26 protein-coding genes, 1 tRNA gene and 1 pseudogene are annotated in these 26,647 nt (G+C 59.4%); 15 read left to right on the top strand and 13 right to left on the bottom strand.

Going from position 1 to position 26,647, the window contains the following annotated elements; all coding sequences use genetic code 11:
* Positions 1 to 3: 3 nt before the first annotated feature.
* From ychF to hrpT, 11 genes are all read left to right on the top strand, one after another.
* Positions 4 to 1,104 (top strand): redox-regulated ATPase YchF, encoded by a 1,101-nt coding sequence (gene ychF, locus AB3G35_RS22815; RefSeq protein WP_086798695.1) that lies wholly within the window; start codon positions 4 to 6, stop codon positions 1,102 to 1,104.
* 124 nt (positions 1,105 to 1,228) lie between these two features.
* Complete coding sequence (locus AB3G35_RS22820; protein ID WP_134049622.1) at positions 1,229 to 2,305, top strand: aromatic acid exporter family protein; 1,077 nt, start codon at positions 1,229 to 1,231, stop codon at positions 2,303 to 2,305.
* A 236-nt stretch (positions 2,306 to 2,541) separates the two neighbouring features.
* On the top strand, positions 2,542 to 3,459 hold the full coding sequence (locus AB3G35_RS22825) for a sigma 54-interacting transcriptional regulator (protein WP_369782158.1): 918 nt from the start codon (positions 2,542 to 2,544) through the stop codon (positions 3,457 to 3,459).
* Between the two features lie 291 nt (positions 3,460 to 3,750).
* The gene (locus tag AB3G35_RS22830; RefSeq protein WP_095040409.1) at positions 3,751 to 3,993 is read left to right on the top strand and encodes a hypothetical protein; all 243 of its coding nucleotides are present in this window, start codon (positions 3,751 to 3,753) and stop codon (positions 3,991 to 3,993) included.
* 92 nt (positions 3,994 to 4,085) lie between these two features.
* Positions 4,086 to 4,454, top strand: a complete 369-nt coding sequence (locus tag AB3G35_RS22835; protein WP_262502000.1) for an EscI/YscI/HrpB family type III secretion system inner rod protein — start codon at positions 4,086 to 4,088, stop codon at positions 4,452 to 4,454.
* A gap of 8 nt (positions 4,455 to 4,462) precedes the next feature.
* The gene (sctJ, locus tag AB3G35_RS22840; protein WP_134049618.1) at positions 4,463 to 5,218 is read left to right on the top strand and encodes a type III secretion system inner membrane ring lipoprotein SctJ; all 756 of its coding nucleotides are present in this window, start codon (positions 4,463 to 4,465) and stop codon (positions 5,216 to 5,218) included.
* Positions 5,215 to 5,760 carry a hypothetical protein gene (locus AB3G35_RS22845; RefSeq protein WP_016781741.1) on the top strand — a complete coding sequence of 182 codons (546 nt, stop codon included), beginning with the start codon at positions 5,215 to 5,217 and terminating at the stop codon, positions 5,758 to 5,760. The genes sctJ and AB3G35_RS22845 overlap by 4 nt, the downstream gene beginning before the upstream one ends.
* Positions 5,738 to 6,352, top strand: a complete 615-nt coding sequence (sctL, locus tag AB3G35_RS22850; protein WP_106115806.1) for a type III secretion system stator protein SctL — start codon at positions 5,738 to 5,740, stop codon at positions 6,350 to 6,352. The genes AB3G35_RS22845 and sctL overlap by 23 nt, the downstream gene beginning before the upstream one ends.
* 21 nt (positions 6,353 to 6,373) lie before the next feature.
* Positions 6,374 to 6,592, top strand: a complete 219-nt coding sequence (locus tag AB3G35_RS22855) for a type III secretion protein HrpF (protein ID WP_086798705.1) — start codon at positions 6,374 to 6,376, stop codon at positions 6,590 to 6,592.
* A complete protein-coding gene (gene sctC, locus AB3G35_RS22860; protein ID WP_369782159.1) occupies positions 6,589 to 8,613 on the top strand; it encodes a type III secretion system outer membrane ring subunit SctC in 2,025 nt (674 codons plus the stop codon). Before AB3G35_RS22855 ends, sctC begins: the two co-directional genes overlap by 4 nt.
* Positions 8,610 to 8,813, top strand: coding sequence for an HrpT family type III secretion system protein (gene hrpT / locus AB3G35_RS22865; RefSeq protein ID WP_016781737.1), 204 nt, complete (start codon positions 8,610 to 8,612; stop codon positions 8,811 to 8,813). The genes sctC and hrpT overlap by 4 nt, the downstream gene beginning before the upstream one ends.
* A 34-nt stretch (positions 8,814 to 8,847) precedes the next feature.
* Here the strand turns inward: hrpT and AB3G35_RS22870 are convergent, their stop codons facing one another.
* The 12 genes from AB3G35_RS22870 to sctW all read right to left on the bottom strand — a co-directional run bounded on the left by AB3G35_RS22870 (position 8,848) and on the right by sctW (position 23,322).
* Positions 8,848 to 13,161: an AvrE-family type 3 secretion system effector gene (locus AB3G35_RS22870; RefSeq protein WP_369782160.1), complete on the bottom strand. Its 4,314-nt coding sequence runs from the start codon at positions 13,159 to 13,161 to the stop codon at positions 8,848 to 8,850.
* Positions 13,162 to 13,229: 68 nt separating this feature from the next.
* On the bottom strand, positions 13,230 to 14,330 hold the full coding sequence (gene sctU, locus AB3G35_RS22875) for a type III secretion system export apparatus subunit SctU (RefSeq protein WP_369782161.1): 1,101 nt from the start codon (positions 14,328 to 14,330) through the stop codon (positions 13,230 to 13,232).
* Positions 14,327 to 15,124, bottom strand: a complete 798-nt coding sequence (gene sctT, locus AB3G35_RS22880; RefSeq protein WP_106115811.1) for a type III secretion system export apparatus subunit SctT — start codon at positions 15,122 to 15,124, stop codon at positions 14,327 to 14,329. Before sctT ends, sctU begins: the two co-directional genes overlap by 4 nt.
* Positions 15,125 to 15,136: 12 nt before the next feature.
* Positions 15,137 to 15,397, bottom strand: a complete 261-nt coding sequence (sctS, locus tag AB3G35_RS22885) for a type III secretion system export apparatus subunit SctS (RefSeq protein WP_016781733.1) — start codon at positions 15,395 to 15,397, stop codon at positions 15,137 to 15,139.
* 7 nt (positions 15,398 to 15,404) lie between these two features.
* Positions 15,405 to 16,058: a type III secretion system export apparatus subunit SctR gene (gene sctR, locus AB3G35_RS22890; RefSeq protein ID WP_016781732.1), complete on the bottom strand. Its 654-nt coding sequence runs from the start codon at positions 16,056 to 16,058 to the stop codon at positions 15,405 to 15,407.
* Positions 16,055 to 17,044 carry a FliM/FliN family flagellar motor switch protein gene (locus AB3G35_RS22895; protein ID WP_369782162.1) on the bottom strand — a complete coding sequence of 330 codons (990 nt, stop codon included), beginning with the start codon at positions 17,042 to 17,044 and terminating at the stop codon, positions 16,055 to 16,057. Before AB3G35_RS22895 ends, sctR begins: the two co-directional genes overlap by 4 nt.
* Entirely contained in the window at positions 17,044 to 17,397 is a 354-nt protein-coding gene (locus AB3G35_RS22900; RefSeq protein ID WP_016781730.1) for a type III secretion system HrpP C-terminal domain-containing protein, read from the bottom strand. The genes AB3G35_RS22895 and AB3G35_RS22900 overlap by 1 nt, the downstream gene beginning before the upstream one ends.
* A 5-nt stretch (positions 17,398 to 17,402) precedes the next feature.
* Positions 17,403 to 17,849, bottom strand: a complete 447-nt coding sequence (locus AB3G35_RS22905) for a hypothetical protein (RefSeq protein WP_095040419.1) — start codon at positions 17,847 to 17,849, stop codon at positions 17,403 to 17,405.
* On the bottom strand, positions 17,836 to 19,194 hold the full coding sequence (locus AB3G35_RS22910) for a FliI/YscN family ATPase (protein ID WP_369782163.1): 1,359 nt from the start codon (positions 19,192 to 19,194) through the stop codon (positions 17,836 to 17,838). The genes AB3G35_RS22905 and AB3G35_RS22910 overlap by 14 nt, the downstream gene beginning before the upstream one ends.
* Positions 19,191 to 20,138, bottom strand: coding sequence for an FHA domain-containing protein (locus AB3G35_RS22915; protein ID WP_369782164.1), 948 nt, complete (start codon positions 20,136 to 20,138; stop codon positions 19,191 to 19,193). The genes AB3G35_RS22910 and AB3G35_RS22915 overlap by 4 nt, the downstream gene beginning before the upstream one ends.
* A complete protein-coding gene (gene sctV / locus AB3G35_RS22920) occupies positions 20,135 to 22,228 on the bottom strand; it encodes a type III secretion system export apparatus subunit SctV (protein ID WP_369782165.1) in 2,094 nt (697 codons plus the stop codon). The genes AB3G35_RS22915 and sctV overlap by 4 nt, the downstream gene beginning before the upstream one ends.
* A complete protein-coding gene (sctW, locus tag AB3G35_RS22925; RefSeq protein WP_340079694.1) occupies positions 22,225 to 23,322 on the bottom strand; it encodes a type III secretion system gatekeeper subunit SctW in 1,098 nt (365 codons plus the stop codon). Before sctW ends, sctV begins: the two co-directional genes overlap by 4 nt.
* A gap of 263 nt (positions 23,323 to 23,585) precedes the next feature.
* Here sctW and AB3G35_RS22930 point away from each other — a divergent pair, with 263 nt between their 5' ends.
* Complete coding sequence (locus AB3G35_RS22930; RefSeq protein WP_340079695.1) at positions 23,586 to 24,110, top strand: RNA polymerase sigma factor; 525 nt, start codon at positions 23,586 to 23,588, stop codon at positions 24,108 to 24,110.
* An 81-nt stretch (positions 24,111 to 24,191) separates the two neighbouring features.
* On the opposite strand, the gene AB3G35_RS22935 is transcribed toward AB3G35_RS22930, so the two are convergent.
* On the bottom strand, positions 24,192 to 25,409 hold the full coding sequence (locus tag AB3G35_RS22935; protein WP_134049596.1) for an MFS transporter: 1,218 nt from the start codon (positions 25,407 to 25,409) through the stop codon (positions 24,192 to 24,194).
* 172 nt (positions 25,410 to 25,581) lie between these two features.
* Here AB3G35_RS22935 and AB3G35_RS22940 point away from each other — a divergent pair.
* The 3 genes and pseudogenes from AB3G35_RS22940 to AB3G35_RS22950 all read left to right on the top strand — a co-directional run bounded on the left by AB3G35_RS22940 (position 25,582) and on the right by AB3G35_RS22950 (position 26,637).
* Positions 25,582 to 25,658 (top strand) — tRNA-Met (locus tag AB3G35_RS22940).
* 325 nt (positions 25,659 to 25,983) lie between these two features.
* Positions 25,984 to 26,326: pseudogene (locus tag AB3G35_RS22945) on the top strand (toxin).
* Entirely contained in the window at positions 26,323 to 26,637 is a 315-nt protein-coding gene (locus AB3G35_RS22950) for a DNA-binding transcriptional regulator (RefSeq protein WP_016781720.1), read from the top strand. The pseudogene AB3G35_RS22945 and the gene AB3G35_RS22950 overlap by 4 nt, the downstream one beginning before the upstream one ends.
* Positions 26,638 to 26,647 lie beyond the last annotated feature (10 nt).

The following is a 26,647-nucleotide window of genomic DNA, read 5'->3' on the forward strand; positions in this document are numbered from 1 at the left end:
ACCATGGGATTCAACTGCGGCATCGTCGGCCTGCCTAACGTCGGCAAGTCCACCCTGTTCAACGCCCTTACCAAATCCGGTATCGCGGCCGAGAACTTCCCCTTCTGCACGATCGAGCCGAACACCGGTATCGTGCCGATGCCCGACCCACGTCTGGACGCACTGGCTGCCATCGTCAAGCCGCAGCGCATCCTGCCGACCACCATGGAATTCGTCGATATCGCAGGCCTGGTGGCTGGCGCATCGAAAGGCGAAGGCCTGGGCAACAAGTTTTTGGCCAACATCCGTGAAACCGATGCCATCGCTCACGTAGTGCGCTGCTTCGAAGACGAAAACGTGATTCACGTTTCCAACAGCGTTGACCCGAAGCGCGATATCGAGATCATCGACCTTGAGCTGATCTTCGCCGACCTCGACAGCTGCGAAAAGCAACTGCAAAAAGTCGCGCGCAACGCCAAGGGCGGTGACAAGGAAGCCGTGGCCCAAAAGGCCCTGCTGGAGCAGTTGATTGCCCACTTTACCCTGGGCAAGCCGGCACGCAGCCTGATCAAGAACATGGACGCCGATGAGAAAGCCATCATCAAGGGCTTCCACCTGCTGACCACCAAGCCGGTGATGTACATCGCCAACGTGGCTGAAGACGGTTTCGAGAACAACCCGCTGCTGGACGTGGTGCTGGCTATCGCTGAAGAAGAAGGCGCCATCGTTGTTCCGGTCTGCAACAAGATCGAAGCAGAAATCGCCGAGCTGGATGACGGCGAAGAGAAAGACATGTTCCTGGAGGCCCTGGGCCTTGAAGAGCCGGGTCTTAACCGCGTGATTCGTGCCGGTTACGAAATGCTGGACCTGCAAACCTACTTCACTGCCGGCGTTCAGGAAGTTCGCGCCTGGACTGTAAAAGTAGGTGCTACCGCCCCGCAAGCAGCTGGTGTGATCCACACCGACTTCGAAAAAGGCTTTATCCGTGCTGAAGTGATCGCCTACGACGATTTCATCAAGTTCAACGGTGAAGCGGGCGCGAAAGAAGCCGGTAAATGGCGTCTGGAAGGCAAGGAATACATTGTTAAAGACGGTGACGTCCTGCACTTCCGCTTCAACGTGTAAAACACCGCACCTATAAAAAACCGCGCCCTGGCGCGGTTTTTTTTGGCCTGGCGTTTGTGGCGCACTCCCGGGCGCAACTACGGTCTATGGTTAACGCCATCTCACCTCACGATAGGGAGCCTCAATGATTCCCCGCGCCAAGTTTCTCAGTCGCTACGTTGACTCTGTTGCCGAAAAAGTAAAATCACGCTGGTCTCTCGGCTGGCGCGATGCACTGGCTTCAGCCATCGCCGCCGCACTGGCATGGATTATCGCCCGGCATTTTTTCGGCCACATACACCCCGTGTTTGCCGCGATCAGTGCCGTGGTGTGCCTGGCTCCCGGCCTGCCCAGCCACGGCAAGCAAGCGGTTGGCCTGATGGTGGGGGTCGCCACGGGGATCATCGTCGGCGAAGCGGCCTTGTGGTTGCCGGATGCCTACCCGTTGTTGCGCATCGGCTTTGCCACCTTCTCGGCCATCGCCATCGCGGCCCTCTATGGCTTGGGGGCCGTGGTGCCGATCCAGGCCGGTGTATCGGCGGTGCTGATGCTGGCGGTCGGCCCGGAAAGCGCGGGGGTGGTACGCATGCTTGATGTGGTGGTGGGCTCATGCGTCGGGCTGATTTTCAGCCAGATACTGCTCACCCCCAACCCCATTGGCATTATCGACAGCTCCGCCAAGGAACTGCTCGAAAAGCTCGCGTCCGGTTTCGGCAAAAGCCTGCAGGCTCTTGAAGGGCAAGACGCTGCCAAAGCTCAACACGCGGTACAAATATTCTCCCGGGCCCACGACAGCCTGATCGCCCTGGAAAACGGCATTGGTATGGCCCGCAACACCGCACGCTGGACCTTGCGCGGGCGCTTTGTGTCACGCGAAGTCAAGGATATTGCCAACCGTTACGAGCGCCACGCCGTGCGTTTATACGCCAGCTCCCTGTTGTTTGCCGAAGCCTTTGCCGATGCCTTGCGTAAGGAACAAGGCCCGGCCCCCTCGTCCTTGCACCAACGCCTGGCAAACGTCGCCTCAGGCTGCGCCTCGATCGCCAACGACGACGAACACCCGGTACTTATACCCGTGGCCAGCGATGAACTGGCCGATGTCGTATCAGGGCCGTGGCAGTTGTGCATGCAGCACTTGAGCACCGTGGAAAGCGCCTTGTTGACCTTCGGTTTTACTACCCAGGGCGACAGCAGAAAAAACCCTGATAAAAACCTCGTATAAACATCTACTTATCCTTACCTCCGTGGAGTGTGTTCTACGCAGGTAAGGTGCAATACCCTACGTCAGCAAACACCAACACCTACTACATCTATATCTTTTAACTCACGACATCCAGCCAGTTTAGGACTTGGTTTAAACCGCCAATACCACCAAGCTGTAACTGAACCAATACTGTTTATCCCGACTTGGCGTAGCGAATATCCCCCACAAAAAAATATTACGCGGGAGCACATTAGATGGGAGCTTTTCGCCCAGAAAAAGAACCTTTAAAAACATATCTTTTCAACGACAGTGAATTTGACACAACCGTCCGTAACGCGGCAGCACAAAATATCGACATTTTGCTTCATGGCGAAACAGGCACTGGCAAAGATACGTTAGCCGAGCAAATGCATGCTTTATCCGGGCGCAGCGGCCATTATATTGCACTTAATTGCGCGGCCATTCCCGAGAGCCTGGCGGAAAGCCAGTTGTTTGGTGTGACCCAGGGTGCATTTACCGGTGCCGTGAAGTCGCGGCCGGGCTTTATAGAGGCTTCTGACAAAGGCACGCTGTACCTCGATGAAATAGACAGCATGCCGCTGTCTTTACAGGCCAAGTTGTTACGCGCACTGGAAACCCGAGGTGTTGAACGCTTGGGCTCGACTGCGTTCATACCGGTCGACATGCGCGTGATTGCTTCGGCTCAAACCTGCCTGGCGCAACGGGTCGAACAAGGGCAGTTCAGACGTGACTTGTATTACCGCCTCAATGTGCTGAACCTGCACTTGCCGCCCTTGCGCGAGCGACGCGAACAGATTGTTCCATTGTTCCAGACTCTGCTTCAGCGAGAAGCGCAATACTTCAACGTGTCTATACCGGTACTTGAGACCGCACTGCTTCAGCACCTGCTGTGCCATGACTGGCCCGGTAATGTCAGGGAGTTGCGCTCAGTTGCCAAGCGTTTGGTGCTTGGCCTGCCGCTGCAGTGCAAGGCTGCGCGTAAACATGACGACACACGCCTCAAGTTGAAAGTGCGCTTGCAGGAAATTGAAAAACTGCTGATCACGGATGCCTTGCGCCGCCACCTGCATTGTATCGATGCGGTTGTGCTTGAACTGGGCATTGCCAAGCGCACGCTGTATCACCGGATGAAACAACTGGATATTTCTTAAATACTCGCCAATGGAACTAAAGCCCTTGGGTTTATCACTTATAAATCGAACCCACTTCCCGGTTCAAATACACACTTATTCATTGAGGCCTCTACATGCTCCCACTCCTTGCTCTCGCACTCCCTCTTGTAAATAAAGTATCCAACACCCTTGGCGACATGACCAGAATGCTGACAGGCGATATCCAACGCTCTGCACCTCCAGCTTCCAAGAATATCACCATCAACTCAACCCAGATCCACAATAAGATTTCGTTTTAACCCCTGTCTTCCACTTTAAAGGAAACTACTCATGCTCGGCATACTTCCATTTCTTGGCGCCTTGTTTGGTGGCGGTCGTGGCAAAAGCGACGGCGGCGACGACCCGCTCAAGGCACAAAAAGAATTTGCTCATAAACAGGCCTGGAATAACGCACTTACCGCCATGGATAAAATGGAGAACGACAGTAAAAGCGCAAAAGCCAATGGCATTACCGACTCCTATAACAAACAGATAAATGCCATGATTGAAAGTTCCAAAGCCATCAGGTTCTAACTCTGCTACACAGCCCCCATTCCTCTATGGGGGCTCCATAAATGCACGTTAAGCCATTGAATAGGGATTCACTTCAGCGTTCGAGGTCTTATATGAAAATACACTCGCTTGCCATTGATGCCCCGCAGGCGCCAGCCCTCCCGGATCTGCCATTGCCCCCCCCGGCAATAGCCGATATCAACTGGTTTAACGCCACGCTAAAGCCCCCCATGACTGGCACGTCGACCCACATGCCAGTCGATAACCGCATGCTCCAGCCGCTGAGCCAGCGCTCGCAACTGCTACAAACCCTGTCGAACACCGCCGCCCGCGCCCTGCAAAAAGTCAGCAGCAGCACCGACCCTGTCGACATGCTCACCTCAACCCGGGCCATGTCGGCGTTTCACCTTGAAACCGTGCTGAGCGCCAAGATGATCAGTAAAACCTCGCAAGCCATAGAAAAGCTCACCAATTTGTCCTAGGTAACCTTATGGCATCGCGCCCGATCAAGAGCGTATTCCTGATGTTCGTGTTGTGTATCGCCGGTTGTGGCGAAAGCGTGGAGCTGCATGGCCGGCTTTCTGAGCAGGAAGCCAATGAAGTGATCGCTGAACTGGCAGACAAACAGATCAGCGCCGAAAAAAGCACCTCCAAAAACGGTGTTTCCGTGCGCGTGGCCGCGCAAGATATCAGCCGCGCCATCAATTCGCTGACGGCCGCCGGGCTACCCAGAACCGCACGTTCGACCCTGGGCGATATTTTTCGCAAAGAAGGCGTCATCTCCACACCACTTGAAGAACGTGCCCGCTATATCTACGCCCTGTCACAGGAACTTGAAGCCACGCTCTCCAGGATTGACGGGGTTATCGTGGCCCGTGTGCATGTGGTGCTGCCGGAGCGGATTGCGCCGGGTGAGGCTGTGCAGCCTGCCTCGGCCTCGGTGTTTATCAAACACGATGCCAGACTGGACCCGGACAGCATCCAGTCACGGGTGCGGCGACTGGTGGCCAGCAGCATTCCGGGCATGGCCACGGCAATCGACAATCCCTACAAGATAACCACGGTGTTTGTGCCCGCCACTGCGTTTCAAGATAAACAGCAGCTGGTGTTTTTCGGGCCATTTCTGCTGCCCGAACAACGTCTGGGCTTTTGGAAAAAAGCCTTCGCCGCAGCGGTGTTCGGCTGCCTGCTGGCAATCATTGCCCCACTTGCCTGGCTAACCTTGCGCAACAAGGGGGCGGCATGAACGATACCGACCTATGGCTGCTGTGGTGGGCTTGTGCCTGGCGCCACGCTCACCCGCACTGGCCCACGCTTGTTGCCACGCCCGCCGAACTGCGCAGCCTGCATGCAAATGCCAGCAGCCGTTTCGGCATCACGCCCTGCCTGCCCTGCCCGCCTGCCGCCAGCCTGAGGCAACTGGCGTTGGCGCCACTTGCGCAGCATGACGCATGGTTGCAACGAATCGGGCATATCTGCCGCCCCGCACGCCCCACGGCACTGGACGCCACTGAGCGCCTGTGGTGCCAGCGCCTTGGCAAGGCATTGCGCCCTCAAGGCTGGCTTGAACCGGGCGATGATGTTTTGCAATTGCTCAGGGCATGGGTCGAGCCTGCGGTATGGCAACGCTTGCGATTGCGCTTTGCCCCTGCACGGATCCAGACACTGGAGCAAAAACCGCTGCTGGCCCTTTCTGCGGCCAAACTGCAGACGCTTTGGCAAACCGTGCTCTGGCACACACGGCTCGCTGTCGAGGGAAGCAACCATGCTGTCACGTCGCACCCTTGAACTGCGGCCAGGCACCAGCGGGCTGCCCCAGACCCTGATCGCCAGCCAGACCCTGAGCGACTGCGGCCAGGCCAATGCCCTGCTGGCCCGGGCATACGCTCAGGCTGATGAATTGCTGGACAACGCGCAACAAGCGGCCCGGACCCTGCTGCAAAAGGCCCACGATGAATTCTGGCAACAGGCCAATGTACAACTGGCGCACTGGCAACAGGAACATGGCGCCTTGTGTCAGGCCATTGAAATTCACGCCTCACAAGTGGTCAGGCTGGCCCTCGCGCAATTGCTTGATGAGGTGCCGCCGCCTGCCCGTATCGACGCCTTGCTGAGGCAACTGCTGGCAGCCCAGTGCCCGCCCGTGAATGCCACCCTGCGCTGCCATCCACAGATGCTTGCTCCTGTGCGCCAGTGGCTGAGTGCCAACCCGGGCGGTGCATGGCAACTGCACACCGATGAGCGTCTCGACCCGCAGGCGCTGGTGCTGGTTACCGCGCAACACGACCTGCGCATTGACTGGAGCCGCACGCTGAAGGCACTGCTGGCCCCCACGCCCGGCGATGGAACCGATGCGCCAGGCACCGCCACTGAGTCGTGAACATTGACCGATGGAGGATGTATGGCTTCGTTCGAAAGTATCCAGCGCCGCATTGATGCCCGCTTTGTCCAGGCGCAAAAAAATCTGCACGAGATTGCCCTGAACAACCAGGGCGGCCCTGAAGACATGGCCCGCTTTCTGGACGCCTCGCGCAAAGTGGCCACTGCCACTTTTTCGATCAACGAGCAAACCCGATTCAAGCACAGCCTGACCAAAAGCATTATTGATGCAGTCCAATGATGGCCTGGAACCTGCGCACCTGCTGGCAGGCACTGTTGCCCTGGGCTTTTCTGCTGGCAGCCGAAGCACTGGCCGCTGTTCCCGAAGAGTGGAAAAACACGCCCTATGCCCATGAGGCCAATAACCGGGCGCTGCGTGGTTTTTTGCAGGACTTCGCCCATACCGTGGGCCTGCAACTGCAAATTGACGGGCCGCTGCAGGGTGTCGTAAACGGCAAGCTGCGGGCCGACACCCTGATCAAGCTGCTGGACAGGCTCGCACTCGAACACCGCTTCCAGTGGTTCGTGCATAACCACACGCTCTACATCAGCACCCTGGACCAACAAACCTCGGCCCGCCTTGAAGTGGCGGACGATACCATCGCCGATCTGAAACAGGCCCTGAGCCAGATAGGCCTGCTGGATGAACGTTTCGGCTGGGGCGAGCTGCCCGATATCGGCGTGGTTCTTGTGTCCGGGCCCAAACGCTATATAGAGCAGATCAGGCAGTTCAGCCGCAAACGTGCGCAGCCGGCGAATAAACAGGCGGTGTTGAATTTCCCGCTGCAGTTCGCCAACGCGGCCGATCGGCAGATCGACTATCGCGGTGAAAAACTGAATATTCCGGGCATCGCCAGCCTGCTGCGCGGGCTGGTTGATGCCAAGCCATCTGCCCCGTTCAATGTTCTCTCCCCGCGCACCTCACCGATACCCGGTATTGCCGCCAACATGCCTTATCCCGACATGCCCCCCTTGCTAGCGCAAGCCCCCGAGCTGAAATCCTCAGGCCAGAACGCCATTCGCGTGGAGGCCGATGTGCGCAATAACAGCGTGCTGATCTACGACGCCAGCGAACGCCGGCCGCTGTATCAAGCGCTGATCGCCGAGCTGGATGTGCCCCGCAAACTGGTGGAAATAGACGCGGTGATTGTCGATATCAACCGCACCCAACTCAACCAGCTGGGGATAAACTGGGGCTTGCAGAACGGCCGTTTTGGGGCAGCCACAGGCGTGTCGGGCAGTGCCTCGACAACCGTGTCGACGATCCAGATTGATCGCTTTGCTGCCCAGATCAAGGCCCTTGAGGCGCGCGGCCTGGCCACGGTGGTGTCCAACCCCTCGATCATGACCCTGGAAAACCAGCCCGCGGTGATCGATTTCAATCGCACGCACTATATCCAGGCCATTGGCGAGGGGGTGGCCACTATCCAGCCGGTGACCACAGGCACCAGCTTTCAGGTGATCCCCAGGGTGATCGAGGGCAATGGCGCCAGGCAGATTCACCTGATCATCGACATTGAGGACGGTACCTTTGCCAATCAACCAGGGCCGCAATCCACACCGGATGTGCGCAAAGGCAATGTCAGTACCCAGGCGGTAATCCAGGAACAGCAATCCCTGGTCATCGGCGGCTTTCATGTTTCCGAAGCTGTCGACAGCCTGGATCGCGTCCCTCTGCTGGGGCAGATCCCCTGGCTGGGCAAGTGGCTGTTTTCGTCCTCGCACAACACTCAAAATCGCCGTGAACGACTGTTTATTCTGACGCCACGCCTGATTGGCGATCAGACCCAGCCTGCCCGCTATTTACCGCAAGCGGATCAGGCGCAACTGGAGGCGGCACTTAGCCCCTTGGCACGGCGTGCAGCCAGGCAACCGGTGATCCCGCGCGCCGATATTGCCCAGGTATTCAGCCAACTGGTCAGAGGCCATGTTCCCGCTCACTTGCGCGCTATGCCGATGCCTGCACCTGCGCGCAACCTGTGTAAAACACCGGGGTCTACAAGGGTCGATGGCGACCGTCATCAATGGTACGAAAGCGCGGATTACAACGTGGCCGTGCTGGTCATGCACAACCGCAGCCAGCACCGCGTGCGCATCGATGAACGTGACTGCAGCTCGGCCAGCACCCTGGCGGTCAGTGTCTGGCCGAGCCCGTGGCTGGCGCCCGGCGAGCGCGCCGAAGTGTTTATCGCCACCCGGGCGCCCGATATCGATGCCCGCACCACCGAACCTCGACCATCATTGCTGGGGGCCTCGCCATGAGCCGCCTGATCACGTTGGCCATGACCGCAGCCCTGATGGCGCTGCTGCAAGGCTGTACTCCCTATTGCCGGGGCGACCTGTGCGAGCGCCCGGCCTCCAGCGCCAGCGCGCTGGTGATCTGGTGGCCGCCGCAAATGCGCAGTGAAACAGGCCCGAACGCTGAGCGTTCAGACCATCAAGTCGTGCCCCTGGAACGATAAACCCGCCTGCCTGAAGCTCAGGCAGGCGTTTGCCTCAGATCACGGGATTACGCGCATCGCGGATTTTCTGGTCCCGCTGTTCAGGGTGCAGCTCCCGGGTCGGGGCCGGGGGCAAAGTGTCCTTGAACTCCAGGCGTAGCGGCGCATCCGGGTCCTGGCCGTATTTCAGCTCGATGTTGAGCAGCTTGCCGGTATGACCCAACGTGGCACTGCTGGTATAGGCCAGTAAAGGAACAGGCGTCGTCAGGCTGTGGGTCCGACTTGCGGTGTAGCTCACGGCCAGTTTTTTGACCCGCAGGTTGTCGTTGTTCTCCAGGGCCTTTTGCACCTCCCCTTTAGCGCCTGGCCCATCCTGGAACCGCTGCGCGATCATGCGCAGCACCTGTGGCTTGACCTCCAGTTCCATAACCACCGAAGTACCCTGGCTGCTTTCCAGATCCCTGAGCAGCCGGGCAAACTGCGGCTGCTGCGCAAACAGGCGCACAATCGCATCCTTGTTCGCCGGCGCAGCCTCATTCAGCCACTCATGCTGCGGGCCACCTTTCAACCCCACATATGACACCGTGCGCTCTATCGATTGCAGCTCACGCAAGCCTTGTGCCGCCAGCGTCTGCTGATGCAGGTGATCCTGCAACCTTGCCTGGAGACTGTGGTGCTCCTCAGACCGCGCAGGGGGTGGCGGTATCCGCTCGAACAACTGCTGCAGATCCTGCAGTTGCTCGAACGGTGAACCCTCTTTCGCCAGAGAGGCCAGTTGCTGCTTCAGTTGTGGGGAGTGCCTGGACATATCATTGCGCAAGGTATCGATCTGCGCCTGTTCGATCACCTGGGGTTGTTTGACCGTAAAGCGCATGGTGCGGGCCTTGCTGCCATCAAAACTCAACGAAAATGATGCATCGGCCGCGGTATACGCCACCCAGCTCGAATCGGGACCATTGAGGGCGACCGACGCCGCCGCATTGGCAGGTGCCCCCCCTGAAGAAACACTGCCCTTGGGCAACAACTGGGCATTCAAGCCAAGAGTCCGGGTGATCCCGGATTCACCCAGGGTCACGGCGTTACTTTTATCAAGATGAAGCAAATGAACACTGGCACCGGTGTTGACCATGGCCCGCGCCAGCCCGCTCACTGCCTCCGGGCTTTGCGTCGAGACTACTTGAACCCGGGGCTGCACATGGGCTGAAACGCTCCAGTCCAGAGAATGTTGCGCGCGTTGATGGCTGTTGTGATGACTCCCCAGGTTCAGCAAGTCGAAAACATCCCCTTTTGCCCCCGTCAAAATATCCATCATGGCGGGAAAGTCTGCTTCCTTCACCTCAAAACTAACCCCCTGCTTTTTTTCATGTGCCAGCGCCAGGGTTGTCTCCGCCCCCAGCCTGAGCGGCAATTCATTAGTAATGGGCAACGCCATACCGCCCCCCACTGAACCAGTCGCGGCATGAGTCGTGCCCATGCTGATGTCAAAACTGACCCCCTGATTGGTTCGGCTCATCGTGATGCCGTTGGTCTTGCTCCTTGAAGCCCCCACGATGATTTCCAGCAAAGGGGCGGGCAAAACAAAGGCCGACATGGATTTGGCTTTAGTCCGGCTCGCGGTAATCGACTGCCCGCTGTCCGAGCCCTGGATGGCGTGCAACAGGGCCTCTTTGACTGTCTGCTGCTCGCCAAGCCCCATTGTGCGGGCTATATGAAAATTGAGCGCGGACCCAGGGGTACCAAGGTCCCTGGCCAACAGTTTGAAATTGTTATAAAGGGTTTCTGCTTGCGCCAAACCGTTAATGTTCTGTGATGTTTTCTGGTGTACCTGACTGTTTCGATAGTCCTCCATCACCGCCTTCAATCCGGCATGGATAGCGTCCTGATCGGGGGCTATACGCTCCAGCCCACCGATCAGGTCGGCGAGCCCGGACAGGGTCCGGGCATGCAGAATCAAATCACTCTCAAGCAGGCCTGTCGGGTTGCTCAGGTCACGCCTGTGGTCGGCATTACGCGGCGACAAAACCACCCCCTGGCGCTCATAACTGCGCAACAGCGCAGCCGTGGCATTGGTTTTTGACGGCGCCAGGTTTTCGAAGGCACTGCACATCGTGCGCAGCCTGCCCGCCGATGGTTTTGCGCCCGCTTGCATCTGCGGTACCAACTGCGCGCCCTTCAAATCCCCCAGACGCATGGCCAATTGTTCGCTGCAGGCTTCAACCTGCTGCAGAGCAGCCTTGAGTTCGCCGGCCAAGGCCTGGGTCGACGCCTTCTCGCTCAGGTGATCAAGGCGGGTCGTCATGTCCAGTGCATGGGGCCTCGTGTTCGCCAGCGCCTGCAGTTGCCCGTGCAATTCCCGCTCCTGTGCGTACAGGGCTGCCATGCCGCGACGGCCATTGGCCCGGTGCTGAATGTCGAGGCCGATATTCTTGATGCCCTGCAGTGGCTCCAGATGAGCGCGGGCACCGCTGAAAAAATCTCGATCCAACGGCAGGCCTTCGGTCTTGCTGCCCATGACCGCAGAATTCACTGCCCAGGCAGTCCCATTGTTCTGGCCTTTCATCTCACCGCGGCTCAACATCGACGCCAGTGACGGCGCACGGTTGCTGGCCCGGGAATCAAACGGCTGCCACTGCTGGGTGCAATCTGCTGCCGCAGACAGCTGCCAGTATTGCTCAGCAAAGGCTTTGTGCTTGGGCCCAAGCTGTTCCCAACTGGCGACCAACCCCTGGTCGGCATCCATGCGTAGCGACTGCACACGCGCATTGCCCGGCAACGTCAGTGTTGTCCAGGCCAGCGCTGCAGCGGGGGGCGTTTGCCACCGGGCTTTGTCGAGCTTGAGCAACTCTCCGGCCCGGGTCTGGGCATAGAGGTCGCCAAGACGGTCAAGGGCCAACGCCTGGATTTCCCTGGGCGGGGCAAACTTCAACGCGATCTCTTTATTGTCGATATGGGCAACCAGTTGGTTGTGTTCATCAAGGGTAACGAAGCGCCTGGCGTTATCGACCGCAAACGCCGCAATTTTGCGCCCGGTGTTTTCCGTCAAAGTGGCATCGAGAGTGACGTGGTTGCGAGCATCATTGATCGGGGCCAGGTCGTAACTTGCGCCGCTATAGGCCGGGGCTCGCGTTTTATGACTGGCCAGCGCCTTGAGTTCTGCCCCTTGTAATACATAGGCGCGACCATCCAGGCCCGGGGCCAGGAGGACCACATCCCGATGCGCAGTTTTCTCCCATTGGCAGGCGTGCTCATCCCAACTCAGCAGGGTGCTGCCCTCAAGCGCGACCTTGCCCCGCGCGCCGAGGTCAATCGCGCTGGCCAGCGCGCGCAGGCCGGGCGCGGGCAAACCTTTATCGTTGACCTTGAGCAGCACGTCACTGAGGTTCCAGCCCGTGGCCTGTAGCGGCGTATTGATCAGGGGCGTGCTGTGCAATTGCTTGCAGTGGTTGAGTAACAACGCATTGAGCTGGCCATTGTCGTCATGCATAAAGCCCTTGAAGCTGACCGCCCCCTGGTGCAGATGCTCAAACGCCTCGACCGGCTCAGGCCGCATGACCACCCGACCGTCTTGAGCCGTGCTCAGGCTGGCACGCAACAGTTCGCCCTGCGCCGTTGAGGCGTACAGCGTATCGCCGGCCAACCCTATACGATGCAACGGCACGCGATCGCCAGTTTCACTGACTGGCAGCAGATGTAGCTCGGGGCCCTCTGCACTGTGCCTGATGCGCAGGGCACAACCGCCAGGGTCAGGTTGCAGGCACACCTGCGCTTGCCCCTCGACACTCATATCGGTAACACCCACCGGGACTTTTATCAGCCGCCCATCGCTGCTCAGGCCCAGGCGGTTGTAGCGGGCGTCATCCTTGTCGGGCAGCCAGCAATGGCTCTGTGGCTCGAAGCGCAACAGGCGCCCTTCATCCAGGCGAAACTGCTCGCCCGACAGGGTGGTGTGCACCCCACTGATCTGTCCCAGGTGGGCACGCCCGGGATTGTTCGGCGGCAAGCGCAAAAAACCCGTGGGGCAACTGCTTTTGAGCACGGCCGCAGCAGCAGGCGTGGACTGCAGATGAAACACATTGCGCTCGTTGTCCAGCAAGCGCAGGTCCTGGCGATGACCTGCGTAGGTGGCGTCTTGAATAAACTGCCTGGGCAACTGATTGAGTTGCTCGGCAATGTCCTGCCCCACATACGAGCCCTGGGTCACGACTTTGCCTGCAACCAGGCTGGCGCTGAATACCAGGGAGGGCTGCTCATAGTGGCGAAAGCCGGTCAGTTGCACTGTTTCTGTGGCGGGACGAGCCGTGTGCGGGCAAATAGTGGCGGGGATTTCTGCCGGGGCGGGCTTGGCGAGATCAAACGACTTTACGGTCATAAAGGCTCAACTCTGATGGGCTGATGCAGAGTGAGTGACCTTGAAGCAGCATGCAGTTCCTGCCCCGCTCAGCGTTGCTCAAGCTCAGCCAGCTCGATGATGCCGCCCCGGGCGTCATCCTCCAGCTCCCGCAGGGCACGGTAGACCAGCGCCACCGCTTGCAGGGTGTCACGGCTGATGCAGTGCCCGGTCTCGATGTTGTACAGCGTACGCGCCAGCCACACGCACTGGACTACCGGAACATCCGCAGCCCGTGCCCTGTCGATCATTCGTCGTGCCTGGGCATCGGCCCCCTTGGCGATCAGTGTCGGCAAGGGATTTTGTGGCGGCCGGTAGTACAGCGCCACGGCAAAATGCGTGGGGTTGATCAGCAGGACATCGGCTTCTTCCAGCGCCGGCGCCCTGGCCGCAGGCGCTTCATGGGCCAGCTCCTGGGCCAGGGCCCGGCGCAGCATCTTGATATGCGGGTCACCCTCCATGCCCTTGTACTCCTTGACCACTTCGACATGGGTCATGCGCATGCGCCGGGCAAAAAAATACCGTTGCAACCCGAAGTCTACCGCCGCCAGCACCAGCAGCAGGCCAAGGCACACATGCAGCAAATACCGGAACAGGACAACAAGCGCGGTGATATAGCCCGGCAGGTCAGCGTTGACCAACCCCACCAATGCCCCAAGGGACGGCCCGATTACCTGGTACAGCACCCCACAGATCAGCAGCGCCTTGATCAGGCCGGTGAGCAGGGTCATCAGCGACTGGGGCGAAAACATCTGTTTGGCTTGATTAAAGGGGTTGAGCCGGTTGAAGTCCGGGGTCAGGACCCCGGGGGCAAACAAAAAACCGAATTGCAGCCAACTGCTGGCCAGTTTCATCGCAATGGCAGTCCCCGTCATCAGCAAGGCAAACCCGAAAAAAACCTGACCGGCCTCGGCAACCACAACCTGCAGCGAACGGCTGAACGGCTGCCCGACCAGCGACACGGGCAGCATCAACAATTTCCCGAATTGCTCCAGGCTGTTCTGGGCCATGAGCAAGGCAATTTCACTGATGACCGCCAGCACCAGCAATTTGCCGATGTCCTGGCTTTGCGCGACCTGGCCTTTTTTGCGCTGGTCCTGCAGTTTTTTTTGGCTCGCGGCGTATTTCTTTTCGCCGCTGTCTTCACTCATGGCGACGGCACCTTGAACAGCAGGGCCAGTGCATGTTCAAGATCTCCCAGAAGGCTCATGCGCGCCACAATCAGCGCCTGCAATTGCGGCAGATAGAGCAGCAGGAAACACAGCCCGGCCAGGCTCTTGGCCGGCATCGACAACACAAATACCTGCAACTGCGGGCTGTAAAGGCTCAACAAGGCAACGGCGAACTCGACCATCAACAGCAAGGCGATAAAAGGCGCGGCGTATAGCACCATGTGGGTAAAGGTATCGCCCAGCAGCGCCAGGAACACCCCTGGCCCGTCCGCAGCCGGGGCCGGAAACCAGAGCGCAGCGGGCCAGATCAGGTAGCTGTCCCAGATCACCTGGGTCAGGCTGCCCAACCCCAGGGTGACCATCAGCAAGAAGATGCTCAGTTGCTTGAACAGATGCCCGACAGGCGTGGCATCCGGCCCCAGTGAAGGGTTGAGCTGGCCGCCGATCAACGCGCCACGCTGGTTGTCGAGCAACGCCCCGACCGACTCGAACAACCAGAAAGGCATGGCCAGCAGAATGCCCAGCAACACGCCCAGCACCGCCTCTTTGAGCAACAGACCGCTGAGTGCCAGCAGGCTGTAGTCCATGCCCGCCAACGCGTGATGAATGCCCGGCGCAGGCATCAGTGCCAGGGCAAAAACAATGACATGCCGGGGCATGCCGCGCACATGTTCAAAGCAGAATGCCGGGATCAGGAAACAACAGGGATATAAACGCGCCATCGCAATGGCGAGGCTGGGCAGGTATTCGAGAAACGGGATCTGTGGGGCCATCGCGCTTTCCTTTTACAGTGCCGAGCGGGCGGCCATGTCGAAGGTGAGGTTGACCAACTGAATCAACTCCACCCCGATCCAGCGCCCCGTCAGCGCCAGTGTGACGCCCACCGCAACCAGCTTGATGCCGAACGGCAGTGTCTGGTCCTGGACCTGCATCAGCGCCTGCACCAGCGAGGTCAGCACCCCCACCACAACGGCCACGATCAGCGGCGGTGCAGACAGCACCACCACCAGCAACATGCCCTGCTTGAATAACAATACCGGATCCATTGGCGCCTCACAGAAAGGACAGAAAAAGGCTGTCCAGCAGGCGCGTCCAACCCGAAACCAGCACAAACAGCAGCAACTTGAGCGGCAGGGAAATGGTCATCGGCGAGACCATTTGCATGCCCAGGGCCAACAGCAGGTTCGAGACGATCAGATCGATCACGATAAACGGGATATAAATCAGAAAACCGATCTCGAACCCTGCCTGCAACTGCGAAAGGACAAAGGCGGGGACCAGCAGTATCAGGTCATCGCGGCTGACCTGTCGGGCCATGTCGGCGGGCCACAGGCGTACGGTGCTTTCTTGCAGATGGGTCAACACATCCGGGTCGGTGTTGCGCAGCATAAAGCCCTGCAATGGCTTTATTGCCTGCAGCCCGCTGCCCTGCAAGGCTTGCACGCTGCTCATGTCCAGCGGCGACTGCTTGAGGATTTGCGCGGTGTCATAGCCCACCGGCGCCATGACAAACAGCGTCGCCGCCAGGGCAATACCGTAGAGGGCCATGCTCGGCGGCACCTGCTGCACGCCGATGGCGTTGCGGGTGATCATCAGCACGATGCAGATTTTCAGGAACGCGGTACACACCACCATCAGCATGGGCAGCAGTGACAAGGCGCCTAGAAACAGCGCCAGCAGAAAAGGATCGACCCCTTGAACGGTCATTGCGAAAAACTGATGCGCGACAGTTGCAGGCCAAGGCGGCCCTCGACCTCCACCAACTGCCCGTGACCGATCGCGCGGTCGCCGTAATACAACCCCGCCATGCCCGGGTCATAACCTTCGAGGCTCAACACCATGCCGGGGGCCAACCGGCGCAGCTCACCCAGGCTCACCCTGAGGGCGCCACAGCGCACGCTCAGTTCCACCTGCAAGGTTTCAAACGGTTCATCACCGGTTTGCAGTTCAACACCCGTACCGGCAAACATCACTTCGTCCACAACCAACTCCTCGACAGCACAAATGGTCAGGCACCGGTGCCCGCCGTCATCATCAATCTGCGATGCGATCCGCCACCGCCCCAGCCGCAATTGCCCCTCGCCGGCGGCGTTGAACAGCAAACGCTCCGGCACCAGTACGTCGCCGGGGCGCAGGGTGCGCAGTTGTTCAAGCGTCAACCCGAGGCAGCCGAGCACGACGGGTGCTGGCACTGCAAAGTCATCCGGCAACGGCGCCTTGACTGCCTGCCACGGCCCCGCCTCGCACAGCGCCAACAGGCTGTGTGGCGAAATCATCAATCGGCCGATCGTTCGCGAGGGCCCCAGCATCACGCTGAGACAGCACTCAAATGCCCCCGCCTGCCGCTCGGCCAGCGGCCGCAAATAACCAAAAAGCGCCGTCAATTGCGCACTCATGCGCTGCTCGAAATATGCCCAAAACCATGACTGCGGGTCATTGCCGGTATCGGCCAGCACCACCGGGCATTCGCCGAACAGGCTAAGCAAGGGGCCGGCCTCAGTCAGGGTAAAAACCCCGCAACGGCTCTCGAACGACAGGGCCGCCCCGCCCTCTGGCGCACGCCCCGGCTCGAGCAAAAGCTCACCGCACTCGCCTGCAACCTGGAACGCATAGCGCAGGCCACGGCCCAGGCGTCGGCTGGCCGCCACCGTGGTTGCGTCCAACCGCGGGCAACTGATCGGGGACAGGCTCATCACAGGTACTGCGCCATTAACTGGAGGCTGACCGGCTGCCCCAATGCCCGGGCCAGTCGTCGCTGGCATGCTTGTCGCTGCCGGGCGAGCCAGTGCCGGGTACCGGCTTGCTGCGCCCCTAATGTGATGTGCCAGCCTTGAGCGGCATAACCGGCGCTGACATTGACCTGCCCGCGATGCGCCAGATGCAGCACAAACTGCACAGGCCACGGCCCACGCCCCGCTATCCGCGGCATCAGCGCCTCGCCCAAGGCCTGCGCCAGGCCCATGTCCGCGCCTGCCAGGCTGTCTGCAAACAGCCTGCTGTCGGCTGCACGCCCAAGTGCGCCAGTCAGTGGCCGAGGCCATGCCAACGGGCTTATTCCTGATGATTCGGCCACCCCGCCTCCTCTGCCAGCAGCGCCGACAATTGCTCAAGTTTTTCGACGTTTCGCAGACATTCAACCGCGTACTGGCGGGCACTCTCGACATCGAGCACAACCTGGCGCTGCTGCTCCAGCAGCCCCTGCAGGGCGCTGGACTGCTGCGCTGTTTGCGCCGCCAACTGGTGTTGTGACGCGTGCCAGCCCGATAACATCCTGGGCGATAGCAGTTGCCCCTGATACCGCCCGGCCAGTGCCGCTTGCTGCCGGCTTTCGTGTTGCCTGGCCAGCTCCACAGCCGCGCGGGCCTGTTCGATGCTCAGGCTCAGGGCTTGCTGCTCGCGGCGTTTGAGCTGCAACACGCGTTCGGCCCGATCGGCCCGGTGCTGGCGCAAAAGCCGCAGGGGGGCGGTGGCCTGCGGGCTGTTCTCAGAAGGGCACATGGGCCGTCAACTCACGCAGTTGCTCAAGCGTCACGTCAAATGCCGCAGGGTTGCGCAAGTCCTGACGCAAAAAGGCCTCGACCTGCTGGCGGCTGTCCACGGCCCTATCGGTCAAGGGATCATTGCCTGGCTGGTATTCACCCAGCTTGAGCATCAACTCGATCTGCTGATGCGCACTCAACAGGCGCCTTAACGCCGTGGTGTCCTGCACATGCCGGGGTGCTGCGACATTGCCCAGGATCCGCGACAGGCTGCCCAGCACATCAATCGCCGGGTAATGACCGCGCTCGGCCAGTTTGCGGGACAACACAATGTGCCCGTCCAGCAAGGAGCGGACTTCATCGGCAAGCGGATCGCCCATCGAGTCCTGCTCGATCAGTACGGTATAGATCGCGGTGATAGCCCCTTCTTGAGTCAAACCGGCACGCTCTACCAGGCGCGGCAGCATGCTGTAGACCGAGGGCGGCAACCCGCCGCGCCCCAAGGGTTCGCCCGCGGCCAGGCCGATTTCCCGCTGCGCGCGGGCGAAGCGGGTCAGCGAATCGATCAGCAGTAACACCCGCTGGCCCTGGCGCCGGAAACCTTCGGCCAGGGCGGTTGCCGTAAAGGCTGCCCGCGCACGCTCCATGCTGGAACGATCAGAGGTGGCGCACACCAGCACGGTTTTGGCCCGCAGCCCGGCATCCAGCTCATGGTCGAGAAATTCACGCAGCTCGCGACCGCGCTCGCCAATCAGGCCAAAGACAATGACATCGCAATCCACGTTGCGTGCGATTTCGGCCAGCAGGGTAGTCTTGCCACACCCGGCACCGGCAAACAGCCCGGCACGCTGCCCCTCACCCAGGGTCAACAGCCCGTCGATGGCCCGTACCCCGGTTGGCAAGGCGCGTACAATGCGCGGCCTCTGCGTGGCCAGGGGCGCATCGCAGACGACTGCACGCGCGCCCTCGCAAGGCGCCCTGGCAAAAGCGCTCGCGCCGCCCTCGACAAGCGCCCGACCAAAGCCGTCGAGCACCTGCCCCAGCAGGTCATTGCCGACGCGAACCTGATGCACGGCCGCCAGGGATTCAACTGCCGCCCCTGCGCTAATACCTTCAAGGCTCGCCAGCGCACTGAGCGTGGCGTCTTGCTGATCACAGCCGATGATCTCCGCCAGTATCCATGCGTTGCCCGCCGCCTGAACCCGGCACAGATCCCCTATGCGGGCCTGGGGCAGACGACAGTGCAGCAACAGGCCATTGATCCGCAGGATCCGACCGTACCGGGTCACCGCACAAAAGCCCGCCAGATGCGCAAACTGGCCTTGCTGCCAGCGTTCAAGACGCTGTGCAATGGCGCGGCTCACCAGTTCACCTCATGGCGCTGCCTGCCTTCAAACAGTACGCGGCGGTTGTCGATCGCCGTCAGACGCAACCCCTGCACTTCGTCACCGAAAAACAGGCGGCGACCGTCAGCCAACACAACATGGGCCTTTGGGCCGCCGATGATCTGGACGATCCTGAAGGGCAGCACCGTGCTGGTCTGCTGAACCTGGTTGACGATCGCAACCGGGGTTTCAAACTGCACTTCGAAACGCTCGAGCATCCGCGAGACCAGCGCCAGCGAATCCTGGCCGACAACACCGTCCAGGGTGATTCGATCAGCGGCCACCTGCAGGCGCACAGTGTTGCCCAGATCACGCTCGATCAACATCTTGAGCAATTGCTGATGGACCTGGGCCGTTGTTGCCATCTGACGCTTGTTGCTGGCTGGCGATGGCTTCGGGGCAAGGGCCGGTGCCGTGCCCATAGGCTGCCAGGCCAGTGCCATCAGTATCGTTACGAGCACCAGAATCCCCGGTGCCAGCCACTTGCTCTTGCTCTTGCTCTTGCTGCCAGCAGTTACTGACGCACCCGGCTGTGCCACGGCGTCTGCCCGCTCATCCAGCCAGGCACTTTGCGTATCGGCCACACACAAGCGAATCCCGCCAATGGCAAAAGCCCTGCCAGGCGCCAGATCGGCAATCTGTGCCCGCACAGTACCGGCGTCATCCTGCAGCAGGCCTTCCTGCGCCTGCACGGTCCAGCACCCGGCCAAGCCGTGCAACCGCGCATGTCGGGCTGCAACGCCCGGGTCGTACAACTCCAGGTCAGCGTCTTGATCAGCGCCGATGCTCCAGCACTCACCAAACAAAGGCAGTGCAGCCCCCTCATGCAAGCCGCTCAACACTCGCAACTCGAACAGCACAGCAGGCTGCGGCGGCTCGGGCACCACGGCTGCACCATCAGACACCACCGGCCCCGAACTCAAGACACGGCCTCGTGCTGTACACCGTCCAATTGCAGATCAAGACGCCCGAGCACCCTGACCTTGGCCGAGCCCATCAACTCGGAGAAGGACATCACCGGCACATGGTTGAACTCATCGAACAACAAGGTGCGCAACGGGCTGCGCAGATCCTGCGCCACCAGCAGTACGCGGGCGTCGTGCTCGCGGGGGGCAAAGGCCTCCTTGAGCAACTCAACAAGCTGGGTGCTGTGCTCATTGTCCAGAGCAAAAAACACGCCCGACTGGGTTTGGCGCAATGCCTCGCGAAAGATGTTTTCGCTATGGGCAGACAGCAGCCAGGCATGCAGACCGTCAGCCTGACTGTACAGATGATAGATCTGCGCCTTCAGGGCAATGCGCACATAGTCTGCCAGCGCTGTCACTTCGCGTTCGTACTGGCCATGCTCGGTCAGCACTTCTACAACCAGGCGGACCGCACGCAAAGGCACCCCTTCACTGGCCAGACGCTGCAGCACGGCAGAGAATCGAGAGACCGGCATGATGCGCTGCAACTCTTGAACCAGCTCCGGCTGGCTTTGCTCGAGCCAGCCGAGGATCAATTTGCTCTCCTGCAATCCCAAAAACTGCGGCCCACTGATCATCATGGCCTGGCGCATGCGCTCAATAATCAGGGTATGGGCGCTAAACGACTCGACACCTTCCCGGGCCAGCAGCGGGTCATCGGGCTGCAGCCATAGCCAGCCCAGCTCGTCGCGCTGCTCGCTGCCTCTGAGCGCATCCGGGGGCGCCTCGCTGACACTGTCCAGGGCCACGGCCAAACGTTCAGCCAGGGTGGCCTTGAGCATGGGGACTTCGTGAATGCAAAAGCGAAACTCATCTTCAAGCAACACATCGCTGTATTCGATTTCAAAGCTGGGCAGTGTCAGGCCGATGCGCGTGACGATACTGTTGCGCACCTGACGAATCCCGTAAATGAGCCGAATGGTGCGCTCCATGTTTTGCTGGGCACTGGCGAACTGCAACAGATAAGGGCGTGTCGGTTCGAAGGACCTGAGGTCTTCGTCACCATTGTGCTCGGGGGCCACCTGCGAAGCCTGCACCGCCTCCGCCTCCGCGCCCTTGCGGCTGCGCGACCACAAGTAAAACCCCAGCGCAAAGGTACACAGGGCAATACTGCCAAACACCGCTGCGGGCATTCCCGGCAGTGCGGCGAAGGCCAGCATGCCTGCCGCTGCGATCATCCAGCTCTTGGGCTCACGGGTTACTTGCTGGCCGATCTGCGCGCCGATATGGCTGCTTGGCGACTGGTCGTCGGGGGCGACACGGGTGATGATCATCCCCGCAGTCAAGGCAATCAACAACGCCGGAATTTGCGCGATCAGACCATCGCCAATGGTCAATACCGAATACAGCGTTATGGCCTCGCCAGCACTCATGCCGTGCTGCAACATGCCCGTGGAAAATCCGCCCAGAATATTGATCGCCACAATCACCAGGCCGGCGATGGCGTCGCCTTTGACGAACTTCATGGCGCCGTCCATCGCCCCGAACAACTGGCTTTCCCGGGACAACTGGTCACGCTTGTGGCGGGCCTGCGCCCCATCGATCAAGCCGCCGCGCAGGTCACTGTCGATGGACATCTGCTTGCCCGGCAGCGCATCCAGGCTAAAGCGCGCCGCCACTTCGGCGACCCGCTCCGAGCCCTTGGTAATCACCAGAAAATTGACGATGGTGATAATCAAAAAAACCACCAGCCCCACCGCCAGATTGCCCCCCACCACAAAGTTGCCAAAGGCCTCGACAATATCTCCTGCATCCTGCTCCAGCAGGATCAGGCGGGTGGTGGCAATCGACAACGCCAGACGAAACATCGTGGTCAGCAGCAACAGTGCCGGAAACGAAGAAAATGCCAAAGGGCTGGGCAGATAGAACGCCAGCACGATCAACAGGCTGGCGATGCAAATATTCAGCGCGATCAGCACATCCACCAGCCAGGTGGGCAACGGCACAATGAAGATAAATACAATGCCCAGCACCACCGCAGCCCCGAGCACTTCGCCCGGGCTTGCCACAGTGCAAAGGCCCTTGTTGAACCATTGCACCAGACTCATCGAATCTGTCTCGACAACCCTGGCGACAGCGGGACCCGGCCTTCACTCTGGGTGTGCTCCCCCATCCGGCGCAAAATAGCCTGCAATGCGTCCTGACGACTTTGCGAGTCACTCCACACTGCCAGCGGGAGCTGCTGAATCAACGGGTAAAGCTGATTGAGCGAAAACAATTGGCTGGAAAGGCTGTGCCCAGCCAGCTCCCGACTCAGGCGTTGTACCTCATCGTCAGCGATGCCTGTGCTCGCGTACCCCAGCAGGCGCTGCAACAGGGAGACAGGTGACAGCCCGGCCTGCATGTCAGCGCATGACAATCGCTCGACAAGCAGCCGACAACTGTACAAGAGGCTGCTCAACTGGGTGCAGCCATTAAGCCCGCTCAGCAAGGTACGCAGCTTGATGGTCGGCAGCGAAGGGCGGTGAGCAGCAAGATCATCCGCCAGGGCACGCGCCATCATGCGCACCCCGTTACTGACCCCCTCCTCCCCGAATAACTCCAGCAAGGCCTGGGTGATGCTCGCCAGGGATTGCTTGAGCACCACACTGGTGTAGTAAAGCGTGCGAACAGCCTGGCGCAGCGCGGCATCGCCTTCGGTTGTTTTCAGCGCCAGCGCAATATTCAGGCCCGCCTGGATTTGCCGGGCATAACGGGCATGCAGCTGCTCCTGAACAGTCTGCGCCAGTACGGTGTCGCGTTCACGCCCTTGAGCCCGGGCCTGGGCGGTCACATAGTGCAAGACAACACTGGTACGGGCCGGGTCGTCGCCGGTCAGCCCCAGCAAGGTCTCAACCCCCGCATTGGCCGCCAGTTCCTGACGAACCTGCCGGGCCAGCAGCCCCAGGCTGAGCTGCGCGGGATGCCCCAGTTGCTCATAGAGCGCGTTCAACTGCTGGATACCCTGAACCTTCTGCACCCGGGCATCCACCGTGCGCAGTTCGCGTTGAGCCAATGCCTTGCTGCTGCCCTCGGCTTTCTGGCTGAACAGCATGCCGACTTCTTCGGCAGCACTTTGCGCTGATGACTGCGCTGTCGCCCCCCCAACGGCCCTGGAGGAGAGCAGGATCTGCGCGGTGTCGTTTCGCCCATCAACTTTCATGGCAGTGCCCAGTCAGGAGGTTTCGATGACCTGTGTGGCTGACCACAGGCAAACAGTTCCCTGGCAACGGCATTGAAATGCTTTTGAAAAAACTGGCGCACGCACAAGGCCCGCAGCGCAAGATCCGGCACGGCAGCGGCTTCAAAAAACCATATAAACACTTATAAATCAGATACTTGCATTAAAACAAAAGATTGGCACAGGCGATGCTTAGAAGGTTGTTATCGAAATCATTTCGATCGCACCCACTTTGAGGATAAACAATGGATCACCTTGATGAAGCTCCCCCCCCTGCCCCCGACATTCTGGATCTGTCGGCTGACCTGCAAAAAAAGCTCAAAGCGTTTATCCAAAAACGCGTGCTGAACCCCGAAGATGCAGAGGATATTTTCCAGTTGACCTGCCTGGAGGCGTGGCGCAGCCAAACACGCTTCAACGGCCAGGCAACCCTCAGCACATGGATGTGCGGCATTGCCCAGAACCTGATTCGCAATCATTTTCGTCGGTTGTACGCTCGGCCGGTGCATTGCGAGTTCGACGAGATGCTGTGCCATGAGCAGGACTGCAGCCGCGACCTGTACGGCCAGTTCGAGACCCATCGCCGGCTTGAACGCACGCTCGTTGCCCTCAACCGGCTTCCCAGCGAAATGCGCGATACGTTGTATGCCTCCGTGCACAGCGGCGGCAGTTATCGCGACACCGCCAGCGCTCTGGAAATCCCCATAGGAACGGTTCGCTCACGCATCTCGCGAGCGCGCGAACAGCTGAAGCTGGCGACCCACTGCTAGTGCCCGTCACGGACGCTCAGAAAGCGCCATGCTTGAAGGCACGTCTGCAGCAAGGCCAGGGAGTGGCCCCCCGCTAACGATTCAGGCTTTTTTCGTTCGCGGCAGCAAAATCGCCAGCACACCGAACAACGGCAGGTATGAACACAGGGTGTACACATACTCGATGCCATGAATGTCCGCCAGATGCCCGAGCAAGGCTGCACCAATCCCGCCAAAACCAAACATCAGACCAAAGAAGATACCGGCAATCATCCCCACATTGCCCGGCACCAGCTCCTGGGCATACACCACGATGGCCGAGAATGCCGAAGCCAGAATAAAGCCGATGATCACGCTGAGCACACTGGTCCAGAACAGATCGGCATAAGGCAGCAGCAAGGTAAACGGTGCCACCCCGAGAATTGAAAACCAGATCACCGCCTTGCGGCCGATCCGGTCACCAATGGGGCCGCCAAAGAACGTGCCCGCCGCAACTGCGCCCAGAAACAGGAACAGGTACAACTGCGAGGTGGCCACTGACACGTCGAACTTTTCGATCAGGAAGAAGGTGTAGTAGCTGGTCAGACTCGCCATGTAGAAGTACTTGGAGAACACCAGCAAGCCGAGCACCACCAAGGCACCGAGCACCCGCTGCTTCGACAACCCGTGAGTCGCCTGCTGCCCGGCCTTGAGCTTGAACAGATTAAGATGGTTGCGGTACCAGCGGCTGATGGCATACAGCAGCCCGACGGCGAACAGCGCAAACAGGCCAAACCAGGCCACGTTACCCTGACCAAAGGGAATGATGATTGCCGCAGCCAGCAACGGCCCAAAGGCCGAGCCGGCATTGCCACCGACCTGGAAGGTTGATTGCGCCAGCCCGTAGCGCCCGCCTGAAGCCAGCCTTGCGACACGGGAAGCTTCGGGGTGAAACGTAGAAGAGCCGATCCCCACCAGGGCGGCGGCCAGCAAAATCAGTTCAAAACTGCCGACCTGAGACAACATCAAAATCCCGACCAGGGTGCAAACCATCCCGGCAGGCAACAAAAGCGGATTGGGATGACGGTCGGTGTAGTAACCCACCCACGGCTGCAATAGAGAAGCGGTCATCTGAAACGTCAGGGTAATCAGCCCGATCTGAGTAAAGGTCAGGTCATATTTGGCCTTGAGCATCGGATAGATCGACGGCAGTACAGCCTGGATCAAGTCATTGATCAGATGCGCCAGGGCCACGGCGCCGATAATGCGCATGACTAAGGGGCTGGTCTGTGGGGCAGGAGAAGACGCTGTTGTAGTTGTTTGTGCGTTGCTAAGAGCCATTGGGGTTTCCGTACGACTGGTGAATGCGCGCTTGCAGGTGGGTCAATGTGCCATTCTTTTGCAAGATATTGCCATCCAAACGCCGTAAAACCTTAAGCAATTGATAGAACGAAGATTTTTTTTAGATATTTGCTTGACACACCCCCCGTACGAGGGAATAATGCGCGCCATCGGCTACATAGCTCAGTTGGTTAGAGCATAGCATTCATAATGCTGGGGTCCGGGGTTCAAGTCCCTGTGTAGCCACCAAACGCTTGTTTACAGAAGTCTCCATGAGTCTGCAGACAGTACAAGAAGCCCGCCTAGTGCGGGCTTTCTTGTGTCTGGGGGTTTCTCCTTGTCTCCCCCTATACCTTCCCTGCGTGTATCCCCTCCTGTGTATCCCTGGCCAAAAAAGCTACAAAGGGAAAACCAATACCTCAGATAGTCCTGCAGACATGTTGCTGATCTCTAGGCGCGCACCTTTGTTGGATCAATACCTTGTGACACATCGGTCTCCCCGACTCCCCAACTGAATCAGTACAACCTGCCATAATTTGCCAAACTATAGGCAAGTTGCGTACACTTTAAGCCAATGAGAACAATTTTCTTTGAAACTACAAGCTTCACCGCCACGGTAGGCGACTACCTTAACGACGATGAATATCGGCAGCTTCAGGTAGAAATGCAGGCGAACCCGCTTGCGGGCGATGTGATGCCGCGCAGGAGGATTCAGAAAGCTACGCTGGCAAGATACCCGCAGAGGGAAAGGCAAGAGAGGTGGGTTGAGAGTGATCTATTACTGGCTGCTGGATGATGGTCAGTTTTGGATGTTTGCAATCTACGACAAAGATGAGCTGGAGAACCTGACCGCCGATCAGGAGAAAGCGCTAAAAACAGCCATCGGCGCAGAATTGAAACAACGAGGTGGGAAATGAAAAAGCGCGATCTGTTTGCCGAACTAATGCAAGGCGTAAACGAGATGGGCGAGCAGCGTGAAGGAAAGATCACCCTTCGCCAGTACGAAATGGAGGCGTTACCAGCTCCTGAAGTAACTGCTGCCGAAATCGTTTCCATCCGCAAAAAGCTGCATATGTCCCAGCCAGTTTTTGCCCGGCAGATCAGAACCAGCCCGGACACCCTGAAAAACTGGGAGCAATCAAAATCGAAGCCAAACGCCCAGGCGGCGCTGCTGATCAAATTGGTTGAACGCTTCCCGGATATGGTTGATCGACTCAACGCGGTTTGAGTTGATCACT

The sequence above is a fragment of the Pseudomonas sp. WC2401 genome, assembly GCF_041200115.1.
Lineage (GTDB): Bacteria > Pseudomonadota > Gammaproteobacteria > Pseudomonadales > Pseudomonadaceae > Aquipseudomonas > Aquipseudomonas fragi.